Origin of the sequence: Iodobacter sp. CM08 (genome assembly GCF_033446605.1) — a bacterium.
Classification (GTDB): domain Bacteria; phylum Pseudomonadota; class Gammaproteobacteria; order Burkholderiales; family Chitinibacteraceae; genus Iodobacter.
In genome coordinates this window covers 48,830-71,713 of the sequence record NZ_JAWQUO010000005.1, presented here as the reverse complement: position 1 = coordinate 71,713, position 22,884 = coordinate 48,830, and the positions used below count along the sequence as shown (strand labels likewise).

Below are 22,884 nucleotides of genomic sequence, written 5' to 3'. Positions count from 1 at the left end.
AGTTTGGCTTTAGCTATGGCACTGATGGGGCAAGTGCAGGCTCAAGATTTACCAATAACAGCCGCTGGCCCTGCCGGTGTGCGGCCTATTCTGGATGCGGCAGCCAATGGCGTGCCGATTGTGCATATTGCACCACCTTCTGTTGGCGGTGTTTCACACAATCAGTTTAAAGAATTTAATGTTAATAAAAATGGTCTTATTTTAAATAACAGCAATAGCAATGTTCAAACGCAATTAGGTGGCTGGATTACGGCTAATCCACAGTTGGGGATTACGCCCGCGCGGATTATTCTAAATGAAGTGGTTGGCACAAATGCCTCGCAATTACGCGGTACGATGGAAGTAGCAGGGCGGCGAGCCGATATTGTTATTGCTAATCCGAATGGCTTGCTTTGTGATGCGTGTGGATTTATCAACACTAATCGGGTGACGCTCACTACCGGTACGCCACAGTTTGAGCAAGGCCGTCTGCATGCCCTGAATGTTAGCCAAGGGGTATTAACGATTGGTCAATCTGGGCTAAATGGTAGCCAGCTAAGCCAGCTCGATTTACTGGCGCGCGGTTTGGTATTAGAGGGAGAAGTTTGGGCACAAAACCTCAATAGCATTACCGGTGCAAATCAAATTCTTTATGGCACATTGCAAACGAATGGGCTTGCAGGCACAGGTGGAGTGCCGCGCTTTGCGGTTGATATTAAAAGCCTGGGCGGTATGTATGCTAATCAGGTTTATTTGCTTGCCACTGAGCAAGGCCTTGGCGTCAATAGCACAGGGCGAATTGCTGCCCTTGCTGGGAATCTACAGCTAAGTAGTCAGGGTGAGATCACGCTTAAAGACAGCTACGCTAAGCAAAATTTATCCATTAAAAGTAGCGACGGGATGAGTTTAACTGGGCAAACCCAGAGCGAAGCGGGCATGACGATAGAGGCGGCAGGCAAGCTTAATCAATTAGGTACGCTTAGCGCTATTGGTAGTGGTGATTTAAAACTCCATGCTGTCAGTTTAAATAATACCGGCTTAATTATTCAACAGGGCAATGGGCTACTAAATCTTGATGTTGAAAAAGATGCAATAAATAGTGGCTCACTATATAGCGCAGCCAACATTAACTTTAATGCGGGGCAATGGTCTGATCAAGGTGGGGTGTGGCAGGCTCAGGGCAAGCTTAATTTAAATGCAGGTCAAATAAACCTGGCTGATACGCAATTGATGAGTGCCATTGGGTCTCAATTAAAAGCCACATCATTTAAAGCAGAACGAGCGATAATAAATAGCCAAGCAGTATTGGATATAGCTGTTGTCGGCGAGCTAGCCAGCATTGCCAGTCAGTGGCAAAGTAATACCGCTATTAATATAAATGCTGGGGATGTTTTAATTGATCAGGGGCAAATAATTAGCCAGGGTGAGTTAAACCTATCGGCCCAGCATTTAAAAACCTCACAGGCAAAAATAGTAAGTAAAGGCGTGCTGACAGCCCAAATTATTGATTCGGCCAGTATTGCGGGTGGGGATTGGCTGAGTGAGAAAAAACTGGTGTTAAATGCCGGTAAAATTGAGAACAGCGGCCATCTGCAGGCGCTGGAAGTTGCGTTAACATCGGCGGGTGTGCTGAATAATAATGGGGGCTTCATTCAAAGCCAGCAGCAGTTAGATGTAATTAGCCAAACACTGAGCAATCAAAGCGGCAGTTTATTGGCAGGACAGAATGTTCAGCTCATTACCGGCGCTTTAGACAATAGCCAAGGCAAGATCGCCAGCACGGCGGGTAAAACGGATATCCAATCCGCTGCGCTGATCAACAATAAAGGCCTGATCAGCAGCGCCACCGGCACAATCATTAGTAGCCACTCACTGAGTAACCAAGCGGGCGAAATCAGTAGCGCTGCAGATTTAAACCTTGCTACGCATGGCCAAAAGCTGAGCAATATCAGTGGAGCCATTCTGGCCCAAGGCAAGATGACGCTGGACGCGGGAGTCATCGACAACGCCCAAGGCCGCATGCTGGCGCAGCAAAATATCCAACTGAATAGCCAAGCGCTGAGCAATACTCAGGGCACGATTGCCTCGGTAGACGCTGCGCTGAATATTGACACCCACGGCCAAAGCCTGAGTAATCAGGACGGTAAACTACAAGCAAAGCTTGCTTTAGACATTCAAAGTGGACAGTTGGACAACCACGGCGTAATGGCTGGGCAAACCCTAGCGATAAGCAGCAGCAATGCCGATAACAGCCACGGCCAGTTGATTGCACAAGACACGCTTAAGGTGCAGACCGGCGCGCTGATTAGCGATGCGGGGCTGATTCAGTCTGGTGGCAGTGCGCAGCTGGATGTGAGCAAGCTGAGCAATACTCACAGCACAAAAGAGGGCGGGGTTATTGTCGGTGGCAAGCTGGCTATTAATGCCAGCGAATTAGACAATGGCCAAGGCTTAATTCACAGCAATCAAGCACAGACGCTGCATGTGGGGCAGTTGAGTAATATCGATGGCCAGCTGCAAAGCCAGTTGGCGTTGGATATTCAAGCCGATGCAATCAATAACCAAGGCGGGCGGATTCAAGCGGCGGATTTAGTAGTACAGGTACACGCTGCGTTGGACAATAGCAAAGGCTTGATTCAAAGCCAACAGCAGCTTGATCTTCACAGCCAAAGCCTGACAAACCTCGGCGGCAGCTTGCTGGCTGGGCAGCAGTTGCAGCTACACACTGGCGCTTTAGACAATAGCCAAGGCAAGATCGCCAGCACGGCGGGTAAAACGGATATCCAATCCGCGGCGCTGATCAACAATAAAGGCCTGATCAGCAGCGCCACCGGCACAATCATTAGCAGCCAATCACTGAGTAACCAAGCGGGCGAAATCAGTAGCGCTGCAGATTTAAACCTTGCTACGCATGGCCAGAAGCTGAGCAATATTGGCGGAGCAATTCTGGCCCAAGGCAAGATGACGCTGGACGCGGGAGTCATCGACAACGCCCAAGGCCGCATGCTGGCTCAGCAAAATATCCAACTGAATAGCCAAGCGCTGAGCAATACTCAGGGTACGATTGCCTCGGTAGACGCTGCGCTGAATATCGACACCCACGGCCAAAGCCTGAGTAATCAGGACGGTAAACTACAAGCAAAGCTTGCTTTAGACATTCAAAGTGGCCAGTTGGACAACCACGGCGTAGTGGCTGGGCAAACCCTAGCGATAAGCAGCAGCAATACCGATAACAGCCAAGGCCAGTTGATTGCACAAGACACGCTTAAAGTGCAGACCGGCGCGCTGATTAGCGATGCGGGGCTGATTCAATCTGGCGGCAATGCGCAGCTGGATGTGCAAATGCTTGCCAATACACATAGTGGTAATGAAGGTGGCGTGATTGTCGGTGGCATGCTTACTGTGAATGCGGATAATTTAGACAACCATAGCGGCCTTATTCATAGCAGCTTGGCACAAACGATTAATGTACAGCAGCTTAGTAATCAAGATGGGCAGTTACAAAGCCAGTCTGCTTTGACGCTGCATGCACAAAAAATTGATAACCAGGCCGGCCATATTCAAGCGGCAACACTGGTCATTAAAACACCCACGCAACTGGATAATCGTAAGGGCACTCTGCAAGGCATGCAGACGCTGCAAATTGAAAGCCAGCAGCTGCTCAATCAGGGCGGCAGTGTTTTATCTGGGCAGGATTTAACTTTAAATGCTGAGGTGTTTGATAACACACAAGGGAAGATTGCCAGTACAGCAGGCAAAGTCGCCCTCAATACCGCCGCGCTGAGTAATGATAATGGGCTGATTAGCAGCGCTACAGGCACGAGCATCAGCAGCCAAGCCATGAGTAATAAGGGCGGAGAAATCAGCAGCGCCGCCAATCTGAGTGTTGATACCCACGGGCAGGCACTGAACAACACTGCAGGCAGCATCCTAGCGCAAGGCAAGATGCAGCTAGATATCGCCGCTCTGGATAATGCACAGGGCCGTATTCTTGCACAGCAAAACCTGCAGCTTAATAGCCAAGAGATCAGCAATACCCAAGGCACGATTGCATCGGTAGAAGGCGCCATGCGCATTGATACCCACGACCAGTCTTTGAGTAATCAAGATGGTAAGTTGCAAGCCAAACAAGCTTTAGAATTGGACAGTGGCAAGCTGGATAACCACGGCCTGCTGGCAGGTCAAATATTGGCGATTAATAGCCGGCATATTGATAACAGCCAAGGCCAATTGATTGCGCAAGGTGCACTTAGCATTAAGACGGGAGATTTAATTAGCGATGCAGGCTTGATTCAGGCGGGCGGCAACGCTCAGCTGGATGTTGGCAAGTTACAAAACACGCACAGCACAAAAGACGGCGGTGTGAATGTAGGTGGCGCTTTGAATGTTAATGCGATTGCTTTGGATAACAGCAGCGGGCAGATCTACAGCAAAGCAGCGCAAACGCTGAATGCCAGCCATATTAATAACCAATCCGGCCAGCTACAAAGCCAAGCTGCGTTGACGATTAATGCCGATGATTTAAGCAATCAATCCGGCCAAGTTCAGGCCGCAGCGCTAACCATCAAAACAAATAATGGCCTTGATAACAGCAAGGGCAGTATTCAAAGCCAGCAGCAGTTGGACATCAGCAGCCAAAGCCTGAGCAATCAGGGCGGCAGCTTGCTGGCAGGGCAAACCCTGAATCTGCAAACGGGCGCACTCAATAATAGCCAAGGCAAGATCGCCAGCACCGCAGGCCAAACTAACCTGAGTAGTGCCGCTTTAAATAACGATGCAGGCTTAATCAGTAGCGCCACTGGCACACAAATCAGCAGCCAAGCGCTGAGCAATAAAGCCGGTGAAATCAATAGCGCTGCCGATCTAAATATCGACACGCACGGCCAAGTATTTAGCAACGGCGGTGCTGTGTTAGCTAACGGCAAAATGCAGCTAGCAAGCGGCGCATTAGATAACGCCGATGGCCGTATTTTGGCGCAGCAAGATTTACACATCCGCAGCCAAGCATTAAGCAGCAGCGGTACGATAGCCTCGGTAGAAGGCAATGCGAGTATTGATACTCACGGCCAAGCTTTAAATAACACAGGCAAGCTGCAAGCCAAGCTGGCGCTAGATATTCAGAGCGGCCAGTTGGATAACCACGGCCTAGTTGCTGGGCAAAATATTGGCTTGAATGCGGCTAATATTGATAACAGCCGAGGCCAGCTAATTGCGCAAGATGCGCTAAAGATTAACGCGGGTTTGCTGATCAGCGATGCAGGCCTGATCCAAGCGGGCAAGGCCGCCCAGCTAGATGTAGCAAAACTCCAGAACACCCATAGCGCAGCAGACGGTGGCTTAATCTCTGGCGGCACGCTTACAGTAAACACTGGCGAGCTGGACAATAGCAGCGGGCAGATTTACAGCAAAGCCGCGCAAACGCTGAATGCCAGTCATATTAACAACCAGTCTGGCCAGCTACAAAGCCAAGCCGCGTTGACGATTAACGCTGATGACTTAAGTAATCAATCCGGCCAAGTTCAGGCCGCAGCACTGATACTTACTGCAAAAAATAATATCGACAACAGCAAGGGCAGCATCCAAAGCCAGCAGCAGCTGGATATCAGTAGCCAAAGCTTGAGTAATCAAGGCGGCAGCTTATTGGCTGGGAAAAATGTAAGCCTGCAAACAGGTGCACTGGATAACAGCCAAGGTAAAATCGCCAGCACCGCAGGCCAAACCAATCTGACCAGCGCTGCATTAAACAACGATGCAGGTTTAATCAGCAGCGCTACTGGCACACAAATCAGCAGCCAAGCGCTGAGCAATAAAGCCGGTGAAATCAACAGCGCAGCGGATCTAGCTATCGACACGCACGGCCAAGCATTTAGCAACGGCGGTGCTGTGTTAGCTAACGGCAAAATGCAGCTGGCAAGTGGCGCATTAGATAACGCCGATGGCCGTATTTTGGCGCAGCAAGATTTGCACATCAGTAGCCAAGCATTAAGCAGCAGCGGCACGATAGCCTCGGTAGAGGGCAATGCCAGCGTCGACACCCACGGCCAAACTTTAAGCAACACCGGCAAGCTGCAAGCCAAGCTGGCGCTGGATATTCAGAGTGGGCAGCTAGATAACCACGGCTTACTTGCTGGGCAAAATATTGGCTTGAACGCGGCCAATATTGATAACAGCCGCGGCCAGCTGATTGCGCAAGACGCGCTAAAGATTAACGCGGGCAATTTCATCAGCGATGCAGGCTTGATTCAAGCAGGCAAAGCCGCCCAGCTAGATGTAGCAAAACTCCAAAACACCCATAGTGCAGCAGACGGTGGTTTAATCTCTGGCGGCACGCTCACGGTAAACACGGGCGAGCTGGACAATAGCAGCGGGCAGATTTACAGCAAAGCCGCGCAAACGCTGAATGCCAGCCATATTAATAACCAATCCGGCCAGCTACAAAGCCAAGCCGCGTTGACGATTAATGCCGATGATTTAAGCAATCAATCCGGCCAGATTCAAGCCGCAGCGCTGGAGTTAAAAGCTAAAAATGGTCTTGATAACAGCAAGGGCAGTATTCAAAGCCAGCAGCAGTTGGATGTCAGCAGCCAAAGCCTGAGCAATCAAGGCGGCAGCGTGTTGGCAGGGCAAGCCCTGAATCTGCAAACGGGCGCACTCAATAATAGCCAAGGCAAAATCGCCAGCACCGCAGGCCAAACTGCAATCACGAGCGCTGATTTAAATAATCAAAGCGGGCTAATTAGTAGTGCAGCAGGCACTGAGCTTATGTCTCAAACCATTAAAAATGATGGGGGCGAGATCAGTAGTGAAGCATCATTAGCGATCAATACCCAAGGCCATGCGCTGAGTAATACAGGCGGATCGCTATTGGCTAAAAATGGCTCGCTCAATGTAAGCAGTGCTGCTCTGGATAACAGTAATGGCCGCATCCTTGCTAAAGACCAACTGACGCTGATTGCGCATGGCCTATTAAATAGCGGCGGTGTAATTGCATCTACCACAGGTGATGTTGATTTAAGCAGCCATGATTTAAACAATCAGCATGGCAAGATTCAAGCCGATGCAGGCATATTAAAAATACAGACCGGTACGGTGAACAATAGCCAGACTGGCATATTGGCGGCAAAAAATATTCAGCTCAATATGGCAGATTTGGATAATAGCCAGGGCCAGATCATTGCGGTGGAGAGCATTAGCGCAAACACTGGCCGCGTATTAAATCAAAGCGGGCTGATTCAGGCTGGATCAAATATAAATATAAATACTCAGGGCCATGATTTTATCAATACCCAGAGTCATTTTGATCAATCCGATTTGCGTGGTAAGCAAGGGCTGATTGCCGGTGGTAATCTGCAATTGGATGCCGCCAGCCTAGTGAATACCGCAGGTTATATATTTAGCGGCCAAAGCCAGAATATCAATCTGAGCGGAGACTTTAATAATTCATCAGGTTTGCTAGAAAGTAAATCGGCACTGAATATTAAGGCACAAAGCCTGAATAATACTCAAGGCGCTTTAACAGCTTTGGGTGATGCTGATATTGTGTTATCTGGGGTGTTTGCTAACCAAGGAAAGTTAAATATTGGCGGTAAGGCAACAATTAAGGCTTCTGCCTTAGATAATAAAAATGGCCGGATTGATGCCGCTAATATGGTATTGGCTGTTACGCAATTTAATAATGGCAAAGGCGTTGTAGAAACCAGTGCAGGCGCAAATATCAATAGCAATAGTCTTGATAATCTGGAAGGCAGTATTGCAGTAGGTACTGATTTATCATTGACGATTAATGGTGATTATATTCATCAGGGTGTATTGCAAGCGAAGGGAGATCTGGCATTAAGCAGTGCTCATTTGTTGAATCAGGGTAAGTTAATTAGCGATCATCAAACGACGATCACGGCAAGCAACTTAGATAACCGTGGCGAAATCAGTAGCTTAGAATCTACCCGCATTAATGTCAGTGGCCAGCTGGATAATCACGGTGATGGCCTAATTGATGGCTCTGCTGTGCGTATTGATGCAGGCACAATCAATAACACCAGCCGTATTTATGGCGATAAGCTATCTATTGGTTCACAAACCATTAATAACCGCGATACAGGAGTAATTGCTGCAAGGGCAGATTTACAACTGGGCGCTGGAACGCTGAATAATTTAAATACCACGGGTAATCAGGATGGTGCGCTGATTTTTAGCTTGGGCAATGCAGCTATCGCGGGTGGATTGGATGCCGTAGGCAATGCTCAGGGCCAGATGAGTGTGTTGAATAATGAATCCAGCCGGATTGATATTGCTAATAATTTATTGATTTCAGCTAATACGGTTGAGAATAAAAATATTTATTTGGACATAAAGCAAAAGACGACGACTGAGAAAGTGGCGCTTAATCAAATTGAGTTTTTTGATGGGACTGGGCAACGCTATGATGCAGGGGAATTTAAGTATAGGGAGCAGGAGAGATATAGAACAGGGCAGTATGATTACTATACGGGCAGGCAGGGCTTAGTAAAGTCTAGCTTGGTTTATCCTGAATTGGTATTTGGGCATACAGGATATGCATTGCCTTATTATGTTCCTGCTCAGACTGGAGGAGGGGGCTCTGCTGGGAGTGGTGGTAGTAGCCGCCCTGTAGAACAATTAAAATATGATGATTCAAGCCCAATTTGGGCGAAGTTTGGTTTGATTGATGTTAAAAGCCGGAATCAAGGAGAGTTGTTTAATCGTTTAATGGCATTCAACAACGATCTCGATTCCCGCACTTATGGTAGCTGGAATACATACCGCTTCGACTCCAAAACCATCACCCAAAGCACGGTAGAAAAATCTGCGCCCGGCAAAATTATTGCCGGTGGCAATATGACATTGCATGGCTCGGCGATTAATAACCAAGATAGCGCTTTGGTGGCAGGCGGCCTGCTGCTGGGCGATGTAAAAAATATCAATAACGTCAGCAAGCAGCAGGGTACTCGCACCGAAGAGCTAAAAGGCTCGGTGGGGGTAAATGGTGGAAACTGGCAAGCCCTTACCTTGCCCCCTCAAACAGTATCTATCCCCTTAATGACGGTGACTTATGAAGGAGTGTCTGGTGCGGGAGTTGTAAAAGACAAGCTGGGCCTAGTTGATGCAGGTAAACATGCTGCTGATAAATTGGCTAGCTCTGCTACCAGCCAGCAGCAAAATGGCCAAGTGACTGATGCGGCTCGGCAGCAGGCAAATCAGGCCCAGATGGCCGATATTAGCCAAGCGCAATTAAGTGGGGTGAGTGCGGCTACGTTGGTGCAGCAGTCATCGGCGCAAATGCAGCAGGCAGAGCAAGCCACATTGGGTGGCGCTAGAGGACCGACTAAATCCGATGTAGAGCAGGCGCAAATGGCGAAAGCCACACTTACGGGTTTAATTAAAGAAAGCAATGCACCAAGTGCTAAGCAGCTGGCGGCAATGGGGCCAGTATCGGGGCAAAGTGCTGATCTTTTAGCCGATAAGCAGCAAGTACAGGCTACGGTTGATCAAGCACAAATGAGCGACACGGCCAAAGTGCAGCTTAAAGATGCGCAAGACACCAAAATGGCGAAAACCAGTGCACTGGCTGGGCCTAAAGTACAAAGCACGCAATTAGGCCAGCAGGGGCGGGTATTAACCATGCTGCCTAATTTAATTGCGCCAAATAACAGCCTATTTAAACTACACACCGCCCCAAATCAGCGCTATTTAGTTGAAACCGATCCGCGTTTTACCAATCAGCGCAGTTTTTTAAGCTCGGATTACTTTAGCCAGGATCTGGCTAAAGATCCTTCGCAGCAATTAAAGCGCTATGGCGATGGGTTTTTTGAGCAAAAGCTGATTAATGATCAGATTTTAGCGCTCACCGGCCGACGCTTTTTAAGCGATTACCGTGATACCGAAAGCGAATTTAAATCGTTGATGGATGCGGGGATCAGCTTTGCCAAGCAATATCAGCTGACCCCTGGTGTGGCACTGAGCGCTGAGCAAATGGCGCTATTAACCACCGATCTGGTTTGGCTGACCACGCAAACCGTCACTTTGGCCGATGGCAGCAAGCAGGATGTGCTGGTGCCGCAGGTGTATCTGCGCCGCTTGGAGCAAGGTGATTTGCAACTTGGCGGGGCGGTGATCTCTGCGCGTGAAGTGCATTTAAGCAGTAGCGAAGATCTGGTGAACCGCAATTCCAGCATTGTGGGCAACAAACTCACGCTGAATGCGGGCCGTGATGTATTCAATGATCACGGGCAAATCGGCGGCCAGCAAGTCTTTATCCATGCCAATAATGATTTACAAAATCAATCCGGCCAGATTGTGGGCATGGGCGAGGGCAGCAAACTTAGCCTGAGTGCGGGCCGCGATATTGTCTTGCAAACGCTGGCGATGGTTGAAACTACAAACGCGGCGGGCACGGCCAAGCAATCTAATCTAGACCGGCAAGCGACTGTGCAAGGCGGCGAAATCAGCCTGAGCGCAGGCCGCGATCTGCTGCTTAAAGCCGCCAGCGTACAGGCAGCGCAAGATCTAAGCATGCAAGCCGTAGGCAAGATTGATAGCCAAAGCATCGCCACCAGCAGCAGCCTGCATCTGGCCACCGATGGTGATTGGGCCGGTGGGCGCACGGGTTATCTGGATAAGCAATCCACTCAGCAAAATATCAGCAGCATCAGCGCAGGCGGCAAGGCCCTTGTGGTGGCGGGCGATCGCCTTAGCCTCGTCGGCACGAATGTACACGCTGGGCAAGATTTAACCCTGCAAGGCGCGAGCGTACAGATCGAAGCCGTAAAAGAGCGCCTAGCCGGAGACGACCAGCGCGCAGGTAATGATAAGTACGATCGGCATGCTTTTAGTAAAGAAAGCTTACAGGGCGGCAGCGTCACGGCTGGGCAGAATCTCAGCATTAAAGCCGTCGGCCCAGATGGCAATATCAGCCTGGAAGGCGCAGACCTGCTGGCAGAGAAAGGCCTACTGAGCTTAGCGGCTAAAAAAGATATCGAGCTCGCCTCGATCGATCTAACACAGACGGATACGCAAGAAACTTACCGCCATAGCCGTGGCTGGTTCTCTAGCAAAACCACGACAACGTATGATTTCAGCCGAACCACTCAGGCGGTTGGCAATAGCTTGTCTGGCAATAAAATTGATTTGCAGGCAGGCAAGGATATCAAAGTCAACGGCAGTGCCATTGCCGCAACCCAAGACGTGCTATTGCAAGCTGGCAACGACGTTAAAATCACCGCAGGTACTAATAGCAGTAAGGATATTCACGATAAAAAAGAAAGCAAATCCGGCCTCTTTAGTGGTGGTGGGTTTGGCTTTACTTACGGCAAACAAGAGCAACAAACCCATACCGATGCCGATGGCAGTATTCAAAGCCAGAACCGCAGCTTGGTGGGCAGCGAGCAGGGCAAGCTGACGATTCAGGCGGGCAATGCCGTTCAAGTCACTGGCAGCGATCTATCTGCGCTGGCTGGGGATATGGTGATCCAAGGCAAGCAAGTCACGGTAGACCCTGGCCAGGATCGCCATCAAAGCACCGAAACCCAAACCTTTAAACAAAGCGGTATTACCGTTGCGTTCAGTGCGCCGGTACTGAGTGTGCTGCAAGCAGCACAAACCGTGGCAGAGTCAGCAAAAACTGCGGGCGAATCCAAAGATAGCCGTGTAAAAGCACTATCGGTGGGCACGGCTGCGCTGGCCGCTAAAAACGGCATTGATGCCGCCAAAGCCGCTGCTGCAGATCCTAAATCGGTGAGCGTGAGTATTACTTATGGCGAATCAAAATCGGAGAGCGTCACCCAAACCAGCAGCATCAGTCACAGCGGCAGCACTTTAAACGCGGGCGGGGATATTCAAATCTCGGCGGTGGGCGATAAAGCCAGCCAACTGAATGTGCTGGGCAGCGAGATCAATGCCAAAGGCAACATCAAGCTGAAATCGGATGGCGATATCAACTTGCAATCGGCGCTGGACGAGAGCGAGCAGCATAGCAAAAACAGTAGCTCCAGCTGGGGTGCGGGTGTTGCGATTACCTTTGGGCAAGGCGGCGCTAGCTATGGTGTGACTGCCAACGGCAGCCTGAGCCGCGGTAATGCCGATGGCAAAGACACCGCTCAGCAAAACAGCCACATCAACGCAGGTAAAACCTTGACGCTGGACTCCGGCAACGACACCCGCATCGAAGGCGCCGTTGTGAGCGGCAGCAAAATCATTGCCGACATCGGCGGCGATTTAAAACTCGCTAGCCGCCAAGACACCAGCCAATTTGACAGCAAGCAAAGCAGCGTCAGCGCCAGCGTGACGGTGGGCGTTGGCGTATCCGGCAGCGCCAGCATCAGTCAGGACAAGATGAAATCTGACTACGCGGCGGTGCAAGAGCAAAGCGGCTTATTTGCAGGCAAAGATGGCTTTGAGATTAAGGTTAAAAACAACACCGATCTAAATGGTGCGGTGATCGCCAGCAAGTCGGACGACAACAGCCTCAGCACCGGCACGCTCACGCAAAAAGAAATCAACAACCACGCCGAATACAGCGCCAGCAGCATCGGCATTGGCGGTGGCTTTAGCATGGGCGGCACTGAGAAAAAACCAGAAGATGGCAAAGCCCCAGCTGGCGATCAAACCGCCGCCCCTTCTGGTAGCAAACTCTACGACGCAGGCCCAAGTGGCGTGACGGCCACCATGCCAGTTGCGCTCAGCGCTGGGGACAATGGCACAAGCACCACCAAAAGCGCCATCGCCACCGCCAAAATCACCATCACCGACGAAGCCAAGCAAAAAGAGCTGACCGGTAAAACTGCCGCCGAAACCATCGCCAGCCTGAGCCGCGATACAGATGGCGCGCAGCAAAACCTTGCCAATGATTTTAAGCCTGAAAAAATCAACGAGCTATTCAGCGCCACCAAAACCTTCCTGCAAGAAGGCAATACCTTTATGGCCAACCGCACGGCTGAGGCGGATGCGGCGAAAGCAGAGTATGAGCAAGCCAAGAAACAAGGAGCCAGTGAGAGCGTTCTGAATCAACTTGCAGCAATTAAAACCGAAGCAGATAAATGGACGCCTGGCGGAGACTACGGCCGCGCCATGACCGCACTGCAAGCCGCAGTGGGTGGTAATGTCAGCGGCGGCGTAACGGGACTAGTGCAAAACGCCTCTGTGGCTTACTTACAGAGCATCGGCGCTGAAAAGATCAAAGACATCGCCGACAGCTTCCAGACCCAAAAGGGAGAAGAAAACCAAACTAGCCAAAACGTCCGCGCCGCCCTACACGCCATCGCCTCTTGCGCCGGAGCAGCTGCCTCCGCCAGCAACTGCAGCAGCGCCGCCGTTGGGGCCGCTTCCAGCGTAGTCATCAACAACGTTCTGTCTGAAATAGAAAACACCAACGCAGATAAGATGACGGCCAGTGAGAAGGAAAAACGTAAGAATCTGGTGGGCTCCATCATCACCGGCATTGTTGCGGCCACGGATGGCAATGCAGCGGCAGCAAATAATGCGGCGCAGATTGAGATGGAGAATAATTATTTAACTGATACACAGACGATTAAATTTGCAAGGGAGCTAGCTGCTTGTGTTAAAGCAGCTAATCCTAAAGCTTGTGCCGAGCCTGTAATTAAAGCGTACGAGTCATTAGAATCAGACCAACATAGCAAGTTACTGGCAGTTTGTACTGACCCTTCATCAAAGGCATGCCGTTCTAAGGTCGGGTTGGCACAAAAAGGTGATGAGGTTTTGATGACCAAGGCTGATTTTGATGATGTAGGTGGTGAGGTTGGCAAGGAGTCTCCTCAGTATTTCTGTGGAAGTGCCAAATGGTGTCTTGATGCGTTGAATCGCATGGATTCCAAAAATGATCGTGATTCAAACCAAATTCTAAACGATAAAGGAATTCAAAAGCGCGAAGCGGATAGTGCTCGCCATCGTTGGCAGTCAGTATTTCCATGGGTTAAGGTTGTTAGTGATGAACAAGCGCTTGCACTTGATCAATCCATGGCTGGTGTAGTTGCAGTTGGACTATTTGGGTCGATAAAGAGTGTCACCAGTTTTTCCAGGGATGCAATTCAGTCCAGATTGCCGCAAGGTTATAAAATTGACGACAATGGTATGATTACGGGGCCGCAAAATGGGAAATATCTACCAACGGGTAGCTCTGATGCGAATGGTCATCCAATTTTTGAGTTGAGTACTGGTGGTTATTACACGTTAACAAGTGGTAAATCAACGAAAGTAGACAATCCAAATCCAAATTATCATCGGCAGTCTGAACTCGACACTGGCAAAGATTTACCTGCAAATGCAAAACCGCAACAAGCCTTTAAAGATGGCAAGCCAGTACCCCCGAATACGCTGGGGTCAGTCAAACCAGATTGGGTTGATGGGGGAATGAGCAGTTGGTCGGTTGAAGTTAAAAATTACAATTTATCTAGGCCAAATGGAGCTGCCGATCTAGTTGCGAATATTAGTCAACAAGCGTTAGATCGAAAAACACATTTACCAAAAGGGATGGAACAGAGTGTGGTAATCGATATTCGGGGGCAGTCAGTAACTGTAAAGCAACGTATTGAAATTCAAAAGTCTATTGAAATAAAGACAAATGGTGTAATTAAGGCCGCATCAGTGAGGTTTATGTAATATGAGTAAAGTTGGTTTTATTGATTCGACCAATCTTCATCGTTTGGAAGAAGTAGGAAAGCTACCGTTATTTTTTGAAGTAATACGAATGGTATGTGGAGTTTCTGCGTGTCCAATTACTTTGAGTCAGCTCTATGCTGGATATGTTGCCGAGTCTAGTTTTGATGATTTTGTAATTGAATTTCGATATATCACAAAGAGATTAAGTGTCCTTTGTGTTTCTGATGTTATTCAGGGTGTCGATGAGGGGACTGAAAATGAATTGTTAACTGATTTCTTTAAAGAAATCTTATTTAAGTTGAATGATTCTATAGAGTGCATGATTATTTATCGTAATGAATTTGGATATGGCGCACCCTTGAAAATTGGAGATATCAGTATTCCAAACTATATATACGAGCACAAAAAAACTTCAGATGATTATGCCTTAATTGATGGTAAGCCATTTTGGTTTAAACTTTTACCCTAGCCATGCATCTAACATTTTGTTTGTTCAATGGCTTTGTTCCGCACATTAGCCAAGTAGGCGGGTTTCTGCAGAAGGCGAGAAAGCGAGGGTCCAATACCGTCTTGCAATACAACAATTTAGTTAAACTATTTGTTGTATTGCAAGTCTTGGCCCCATTTTTTCTGCCGCAGATCCTAAATCGCTCAGCGTTAGCATTACTTATGGCGAGTCAAAATCCGAAAGCACTACCAAAAGCAGTAGCATCAGCCATAGCGGTAGCACGCTCAATGCCAAAGGCAATATCAAGCTGAAATCGGATGGCGATATCAACTTGCAATCGGCGCTGGACGAGAGCGAGCAGCATAGCAAAAACAGCAGCTCCAACTGGGGCGCTGGGGTGGCCATTACCTTTGGCCAAGGTGGCGCTAGCTATGATGTGACTGCCAACGGCAGCCTGAGCCGTGGCCATGCCGACGGCAAAGACACCGCCCAGCAAAACAGCCATATCAACGCCGCTAAAACCCTGGAGCTGGACTCCGGCAATGACACCCGTATCGAAGGCGCCGTTGTGAGCGGCAATAAAATCATTGCTGACGTCGGCGGCGATTTAAAACTCGCTAGCCGCCAAGACACCAGCCAATTTGACAGCAAGCAAAGCAGCGTCAGCGCCAGCGTGACGGTGGGCGTTGGCGTATCCGGCAGCGCCAGCATCAGTCAGGACAAGATGAAATCTGACTACGCGGCGGTGCAAGAGCAAAGCGGCTTATTTGCAGGCAAAGATGGCTTTGAGATTAAGGTTAAAAACAACACCGATCTAAATGGTGCGGTGATCGCCAGCAAATCGGCGGACAACACCCTCAGCACCGGCACGCTCACGCAAAAAGAAATCAACAACCACGCCGAATACAGCGCCAGCAGCATCGGCATTGGCGGTGGCTTTAGCATGGGCGGCACTGAGAAAAAACCAGATGATGGCAAAAGTGGTGATCAGGCGGCCGCCCCTTCTGGTAGCAAACTCTACGACGCAGGCCCAAGTGGCGTGACGGCCACCATGCCAGTTGCGCTCAGCGCTGGGGACAATGGCACAAGCACCACCAAAAGCGCCATCGCCACCGCCAAAATCACCATCACCGACGAAGCCAAGCAAAAAGAGCTGACCGGCAAAACTGCCGCCGAAACCATCGCCAGCCTAAACCGTGACACCGATAGCGCGCAGCAAAAACTAGACAACGATTTTAAGCCTGAAAAAATCAACGAGCTATTCAGCGCCACCAAAACCTTCCTGCAAGAAGGCAATACCTTTATGGCCAACCGCACGGCTGAGGCGGATGCGGCGAAAAAGGCGCTGGCAGAAAACACCGATCCAACTGCAACAAACGCCTTAAAAGACAAGCTAACTGAAGCTAATAAATGGACGCCCGGCGGAGACTATGGCCGCGCCATGACCGCACTGCAAGCCGCAGTGGGTGGAAATGTTAGCGGCGGCGTAACGGGACTAGTGCAAAACGCCTCCGTGGCTTACGTGCAAAGCTTGGGCGCTGAAAAAATCAAAGAGATAGCCAACAGCTTCCAGAAAGTGGATGGCGAAGAAAACCAAACTAGCCAAAACGTCCGCGCCGCCCTGCACGCCATCGCCTCTTGCGCCGGAGCAGCGGTCACAGCCAGCAATTGCAGTAGCGCTGCAGTGGGCGCGGCTTCCAGCGTCGTGATTAACAACGTCTTATCAGAAATTGAAAACACCACCGCAGATAAGATGACTGCCAGCGAAAAGGAAAAACGTAAGAACCTGGTGGGCTCTATCATCACCGGCATTGTTGCGGCAACGGATGGCAATGCAGCTGCGGCGAATAATGCGGCGCAGATTGAGATGGAGAATAATGCGTTAACATTTTTAAAAGGGACGACTGCAAGAGTTAAAACAGTTGCTACAAGTACGGCAGATTTTTTGGCTAAGCCTCAGGGTAAAGTGACAAGAACTGAAATTGATGGCGAATTGGCGAAGCTTAAAACATTGGCAAGTAAAGGGGATTTATCAGTACAAGAGTCTCTTAATTTGAGTTCTTTATGGATTGCTGTTGTTACTCGTGCAGAGTCGGAAAAATTAATGACTTCAAGCGAGGGGGTTAATTCTAAGGAATTTATGCGTGCTGCGATTGCTTCAATGGCGTTTGGTGGTAGTAATAATTCCTTGAAGTCGCCAAAGAGTGAGACAGGGCCAGAATTGCCAAGTACAACAGGTACAGCAACAAAATATAATAAATCTGATGGGGTGGCTGATATAGGGGCCGCATCTCAACTTCGTCAAGATTTAGCAAAGAAAGAAGGAATTCCAAGGGGGGTGGAAAATATTTGGGGAGCAAATAAAAACGATTTGAAAAAAGCTTATAAAATGGATGGATATGCCACACTTGATGAAGCACCTATAAAGGGTACCTCTGGCAATGCACAGGTTTTTAAAGTTGACAATCATCCTTTAGTTAGCAAAGTGCAGTTTAGTCCTGCTAGTGAGGACTCAATACATAAAGGACAGTACTATAAAGTTACTTATAAAGATGGATCAATAGGGAAAATAATCGAACCTACAACTTATAAAAAGTATGATCCCGCTGAAAATAAAGGGCGAGTGGTATATTTTAATCCTGATGGACAGACTATTATTCCGCTTGATAAGTATGGGAAAAATTGGAGAGTGAAATGACAAAAGAAATTGAGATGAATGTGAATTGGAATTGTCCTATTGTCCCGTATGAATCGTGTGCAGGAATTATGTTGGGCACAAAAGTTGCGGACTTGGACAAGGTATTGCAAAAATATAAGGTGGTTGGAACGATCGATTTATTTCATTTTCCAGGGGGGCCAGTGCTTAGAAAAGAAGAAAATATGGAGTATATTTCCTTTCTAAGTACAGATGCACGATTTGGGGGGGCTGGTCAAGAAGATGGAATTGGGATTGATGATCGATCTTTAACGATAAAAATAAGTAATGGGGTTGTTTTGACTGTGACAGTCTGGTTGGTTGATTGTTATTCTGATGATATTAAAAAATCCTCTAAATTTGATGCGAAAAATTTAGATTTATCATATCAAGGTAGATTGCCAGAGGGCATGAGGTTGGGAGATCGTGTGGATTCTTTTCTTCCTTATACATCCATGCATTATGACTCTGGTGATGAGTGGTTTTACGTTGATGAAAGTTATGGCGGGCTTATTGTTGGAGGGCAGCATGCTCTCGATTTGTCCGAAAGTACGGATCAAATAATTACGATGTTGCGGGTAATTCCAGATTGAAATATTGTGAATATAAATGTTATTAGTGATAAGGATGTTAAAATAAATAATAAATAATAAACATTTAAATGTTACAAAATAACAAGGTATAAAATGAAGCCTATTGTGAGAAGTATTTCTAGTGACTTGTATGATATGGATGTGTTTACTCCTGAAGACAAGAGTTGTTTTTGTTTGAATCTATTAATACGAATTGGTATGAGTGACTCTTCAGGTTCCGATAATTTTGAAGTGCTCGTATGTACCGCGGGGTGGGTCAGTAAACATGTATGGGAACCAACTTGGGGGCGTCATATGATTATTGTTAGGTCATTTGATTTTCATGAAATTTGTGAAATAATTAGATGTAAAGTTGATTCATGTGAGGGAATTGATTGGCAAGAAATTGCCACGAAGATATCAAGATTCCTTGCGTGAGAATTCGAAGATTATAAATTATAATTGTTAATAAATATTGGTAGCGGTAAAGACAGTATTTGCACCGTATAGTGTGAAGTTTTATCAGGTCATTCCAATTGTTGGGGGTAATGGTAGGGTAATAAATATTACATTTGGTTGGGTAAAAAATAACGATGGAATTATTCGTTTAGTTACAAGGATGCCAGCAAATAAATGAAAGAAAAATTTTTGGAATATGATGTGATTCAATCAAAGTCTAGACTTCACGTTGATGTCCCTGCTAAAACTATTGGCACTATATTGATGGTTTTTTCCTTAGAGGGGTTGGCGGAGTATGAGGTCGAGTTTGTTGATGCCAATGGGGAAGCTTTGGCTGTAGTAACAGTTTCAGAAAACGATCTGGAGTGGGTTGTAGTTTGAAGGCAACATGAGGTGAAAATATTATATAAATATGGATTTGTTTATTTAAAAATAAAAATAGTAATGTAAGGAATGTTGTCATGGATGATCATTTAGTTAAGGCATTGGTTGATGTTGCTATATTTTTGGAATTTTCAAACCAAGAGCTATTAAATGAGGACTTGGCAGTTGATATGCTCGAGAAATTGTCATCTGAATTGCAGTTGATTAATGATGACCTCAGGTCTGAGTTGTGTGAGAAAATTAAAGATTTATCTGATAAGTACGAAGGAATAGAGAAGAAAGTATTCGTGAATAAATTGCCGGAAACATTAGGCATAGATTATTAAATTAGAATAACTGGGGTCAAATAACTGGGGGCAGAGCAAACTTAAATCCTGCTATGTTTCATACTCTCAAGCGATGTCGTTTGGCAGAACAGCCAATTAAACGCCGGAAAAACACTCACCCTGATTTCAGGGGGAGATACCAACTTGCGCGGCGCAACGGTGACAGGCCAGCAAGTCATTGCAGATATCAAAGGCAATTTAAATATTGGAAGCCTGCAAGACATTAGTCAATTCGACAATAAGCAAATAGGGGGGCAGTGCCAGTGTCACCATTGGCTATGGCAGTGCGAGTGGGAGTGCCAGCGCTTCCTATGATAAAACGCACAATGACTATGCCGCGGTAAATGAGCAAAGTGGCATTTTTGCAGGCAAAGATGGCTTTGATATCAAGGTTAAAAACAATACCGATCTGACAGGGGCGGTGATTGCCAGCATCAGTGATGCGGGTAAAAATAAGCTCAGCACAGGCACGCTGACGCAAAAAGACATCAACAACCATGCCGAGACCAGCGCCATCGGCTTAGGTGGCGGGCTTGATTTTAGTTCGTCAGGCAAAAAATCTGAAAGCAAGAGCGCTGATCAATCCAATGTAAGTGCAAGCACACCATCAGTAATCGGTGCGCAGGATAGTGACAGCAGCAACACCAAGAGTGCCATCAGCCAGGGCCAGATCACCCTGACGGATGATGCAAAACAAAAAGCGCTGACCGGCCAAACTGCGGCCGAAACCATCGCCAGCCTGAATCACGATACCGATGGTGCACAGCAAAAGCTGGCCAACAACTTTAATAAACAACAGTTGGCAGAGCAAATGGCTGCGGCTAAAGCGCTGGTTCAGGAAACGGGCCGCTTTATGGCCAATCGCGCGGCGGATGCGGATAAAGCCAAGGCAGCGCTAGAGGCCACCGACAAAGCATTAACAGCAGAAAACGCCAAACCAGCAGGGCAAAAAGATCAAGCACGTATTGATGATCTGATACAGCTGCAAGCCCGCCAAACAGAGCAAAAAGCCGACGCAGACAAATGGACCCCAGGCGGCGAATATGGTCGCGCCATGACCGTGCTGCAAGTGGCCGTGGGTGGCAATGTCACTGGAGGCATGAGTGGCCTGCTACAAAACGCCACCGTTGGCTATCTGCAAAGCATAAGCGCTGAAAAGATCAAAGACATCGCCGACAGCTTCCAGACCCAAAAGGGAGAAGAAAACCAAACCAGCCAAAACGTCCGCGCCGCCCTACACGCCATCGCATCCTGCGCCGGAGCAGCGGCAACGAGCAGCAACTGCAGCAGCGCCGCCGTGGGAGCCGCATCCAGCGTAGTGATCAACAACGCCCTTACGGCAGCAGATAGCCTGAGTGATACTCAGAAAGAGCAACGTAAAAATCTGGTGGGTAGTCTGATTGCGGGGATTGCAGAGGCAACAGGTGGTAATGCAGTCGCAGCAAATAATGCGGCACAGATTGAGATGGAGAATAATTGGCTTTCGCCAAGCCAAAATGCTCAGTATTTAAAGGAATTAAAAGAGGCAAAGAGTTTACTTGACGAAATTAAGGTAAGTGGTAAGTGGGCATATATAAGCGGAAAGCAGGATGGACTGACCGCAACCGGTATTGGTAAGGGCTTAGCAGAGTCCGGTTGGAGTGATGTAAAGGGCATTGCACAATTTCTAGCTGATCCAATTGCAGGTTTAAATGGATTAAAACAAATTATTACTAGCCCAGAAGTCAGACAGCAGTTGGGTGAAACCATCTTGGGCGAGCTGAACTTAAAAATGGCTCGAATGGATCAAGCGCTAACCCAAGGTGGTGATGTTCAGGCAGAACAGTTTGGTAAAGACCTTGGAAGCTTGATTTGGCAAGTGGGGAGTGTGGCAACAGGGGTAGGTGGCGTTGCTAAGGGCGGTGTGGCTTTAGCTAAGGCGGGCGTGGTGCTTTCAGAGCAAGGGCTGGAGGCTTTAGTTAATACTGCGAAATTTGATCAATTAGTGGCAAAAGGCGGTGTATTTGCTGTAGATGGCAAGCCATTAATGGATTTTCGTAATCTGACTAATGCACAAAAAAGTGTTGTTGGCGATTTACTTGGGGGTGAAAAGATTACGAGCCTTGCTCCGGGTGCTCAGAAAATAGGTCGTTCTCCGGGAATTGGACAAACTGGGATTGATGATCTTTATAAAGTCAATAAACCTAATGTTGATTATATTGTGGTGGAATATAAATTTGGCTCATCTGTTTTAAAAGAAACTAAAGATGGTTTGCAGATGAGCGATAGCTGGCTGTCAGGAGCAAATACTAATTACAATCGGGTATTAGAGTCGGTTGAAAATAATACAATAGCAGCAAATAAGATTTTTGATGCAATGAACCAAGGGCGTGTTGAAAAGTGGCTAGTTCATACGGATCCATTTGGGCGAATAACCGTTGGCGTGCTAGATAAAAATGGACGTTTTTTCTCTGATCCGAGCCTCGCATCTAAATTACTGGGAGGAAAAAAATGATACGTTCATCATTAGGGGGGCAAGCTTATTGGGATGAATGGGTGAATTATTGCGATGGTCGTATTGGAGATGTTTTAGAAAAACTCAAAGAACCATCGGGCGATCCATCTTATCGTCCGCAGTATATCTTTCAACTCGCTCAAGAGAATTGGCATCAAATATTACGTCGTTATTCTCGCGGTGATGAAATTAGTGAATTGTCTCAGTATTTTTCACCATTATTAGATGCATGGGAAGAATCTGAACGATTAGGAAAAGATATCTGGACAGAAGAGCAGCAATATACGCGTCATGCTTGGACCGTGAATCTGGATCATTACATTGTTTGTTTCTGGCTTGTGGGTTTGGCTTTGGCTCTATCTATTCCAGAGGAGCAATGGCAACGATTATTAGCATTAATAGGAAATGAGGGACAGGATGAATTATTGGATCGTGTTATTGCTTCACGTCAGTCAGGGCGGAAGATTGGTTCTCGGCTTTGCCACCCTAAGCCTTATCAGCGGTTACTTGATGCGGTGAATGCCCCTGTTGATGAGCAAGCCAAGCGATTGTTTGTGTTTGTAGACAAATGGTACAAAGAGTTGAATCGCCCTGCCAAGAAGGGCTTGTCTGCGGATACCGCCATGTATGAGCGCCCTTATTGGTATACATATGGAGATCGTAATTTTGAAGGGGGAGCGTATTTTGGTCGCTGGTGTGTAGAGGCCGTTGCTGTGGCTAAGGCCTTGGGTTTAGATGACTCCCAATGTTTAAGGCACGAGTATTATCCGGGCGATTTATTAAGACCCGACGGGCCAAGTACTCATCCTATGGTGGAGATAAGCATTGCACTTCCAGAGGCTATTGACGAACCTAAACGCGGATTCTTCTCAAAATTATTTAGGCGTAAATAAGGTGTA

10 protein-coding genes are annotated in these 22,884 nt (G+C 47.8%); all 10 read left to right on the top strand.

From position 1 onward, the window contains the following. Positions 1 to 3 precede the first annotated feature (3 nt). The 10 genes from R6242_RS03905 (at position 4) to R6242_RS03870 (ending at position 22,878) form a co-directional block, all read left to right on the top strand. Entirely contained in the window at positions 4 to 14,607 is a 14,604-nt protein-coding gene (locus R6242_RS03905) for a hemagglutinin repeat-containing protein (protein WP_318423986.1), read from the top strand. A gap of 1 nt (position 14,608) precedes the next feature. Then, positions 14,609 to 15,076, top strand: a complete 468-nt coding sequence (locus R6242_RS03900; protein WP_318423983.1) for a hypothetical protein — start codon at positions 14,609 to 14,611, stop codon at positions 15,074 to 15,076. Positions 15,077 to 15,203: 127 nt separating this feature from the next. Continuing rightward, positions 15,204 to 17,753 (top strand): hemagglutinin repeat-containing protein, encoded by a 2,550-nt coding sequence (locus R6242_RS03895; protein WP_318424243.1) that lies wholly within the window; start codon positions 15,204 to 15,206, stop codon positions 17,751 to 17,753. Beyond that, positions 17,750 to 18,343: a hypothetical protein gene (locus R6242_RS03890; protein WP_318423982.1), complete on the top strand. Its 594-nt coding sequence runs from the start codon at positions 17,750 to 17,752 to the stop codon at positions 18,341 to 18,343. Before R6242_RS03895 ends, R6242_RS03890 begins: the two co-directional genes overlap by 4 nt. A 93-nt stretch (positions 18,344 to 18,436) precedes the next feature. Beyond that, complete coding sequence (locus R6242_RS22270; protein ID WP_412099538.1) at positions 18,437 to 18,760, top strand: Imm8 family immunity protein; 324 nt, start codon at positions 18,437 to 18,439, stop codon at positions 18,758 to 18,760. Between the two features lie 195 nt (positions 18,761 to 18,955). Beyond that, on the top strand, positions 18,956 to 19,162 hold the full coding sequence (locus R6242_RS03885; protein WP_318423979.1) for a DUF4926 domain-containing protein: 207 nt from the start codon (positions 18,956 to 18,958) through the stop codon (positions 19,160 to 19,162). 80 nt (positions 19,163 to 19,242) lie between these two features. Then, positions 19,243 to 19,491: a hypothetical protein gene (locus tag R6242_RS03880; RefSeq protein WP_318423976.1), complete on the top strand. Its 249-nt coding sequence runs from the start codon at positions 19,243 to 19,245 to the stop codon at positions 19,489 to 19,491. Between the two features lie 45 nt (positions 19,492 to 19,536). Continuing rightward, positions 19,537 to 19,806, top strand: coding sequence for a hemagglutinin repeat-containing protein (locus tag R6242_RS22265; protein WP_412099580.1), 270 nt, complete (start codon positions 19,537 to 19,539; stop codon positions 19,804 to 19,806). 106 nt (positions 19,807 to 19,912) lie between these two features. After that, on the top strand, positions 19,913 to 21,985 hold the full coding sequence (locus R6242_RS03875) for a VENN motif pre-toxin domain-containing protein (RefSeq protein WP_318423973.1): 2,073 nt from the start codon (positions 19,913 to 19,915) through the stop codon (positions 21,983 to 21,985). Then, positions 21,982 to 22,878 carry a PoNi-like cognate immunity protein gene (locus R6242_RS03870; protein WP_318423970.1) on the top strand — a complete coding sequence of 299 codons (897 nt, stop codon included), beginning with the start codon at positions 21,982 to 21,984 and terminating at the stop codon, positions 22,876 to 22,878. The genes R6242_RS03875 and R6242_RS03870 overlap by 4 nt, the downstream gene beginning before the upstream one ends. The last annotated feature ends 6 nt before the right edge of the window (positions 22,879 to 22,884 follow it).

Excerpts from the sequence above, each read along its gene's own strand:
- R6242_RS03890 (WP_318423982.1), top strand. The coding sequence starts at position 17,750 with ATGACAAAAGAAATTGAGATGAATGTGAATTGGAATTGTCCTATTGTC.
- R6242_RS22270 (WP_412099538.1), top strand. The coding sequence starts at position 18,437 with ATGAAGCCTATTGTGAGAAGTATTTCTAGTGACTTGTATGATATGGAT.
- R6242_RS03900 (WP_318423983.1), top strand. The coding sequence starts at position 14,609 with ATGAGTAAAGTTGGTTTTATTGATTCGACCAATCTTCATCGTTTGGAA.
- R6242_RS03880 (WP_318423976.1), top strand. The coding sequence starts at position 19,243 with ATGGATGATCATTTAGTTAAGGCATTGGTTGATGTTGCTATATTTTTG.
- R6242_RS03870 (WP_318423970.1), top strand. The coding sequence starts at position 21,982 with ATGATACGTTCATCATTAGGGGGGCAAGCTTATTGGGATGAATGGGTG.
- R6242_RS03885 (WP_318423979.1), top strand. The coding sequence starts at position 18,956 with ATGAAAGAAAAATTTTTGGAATATGATGTGATTCAATCAAAGTCTAGA.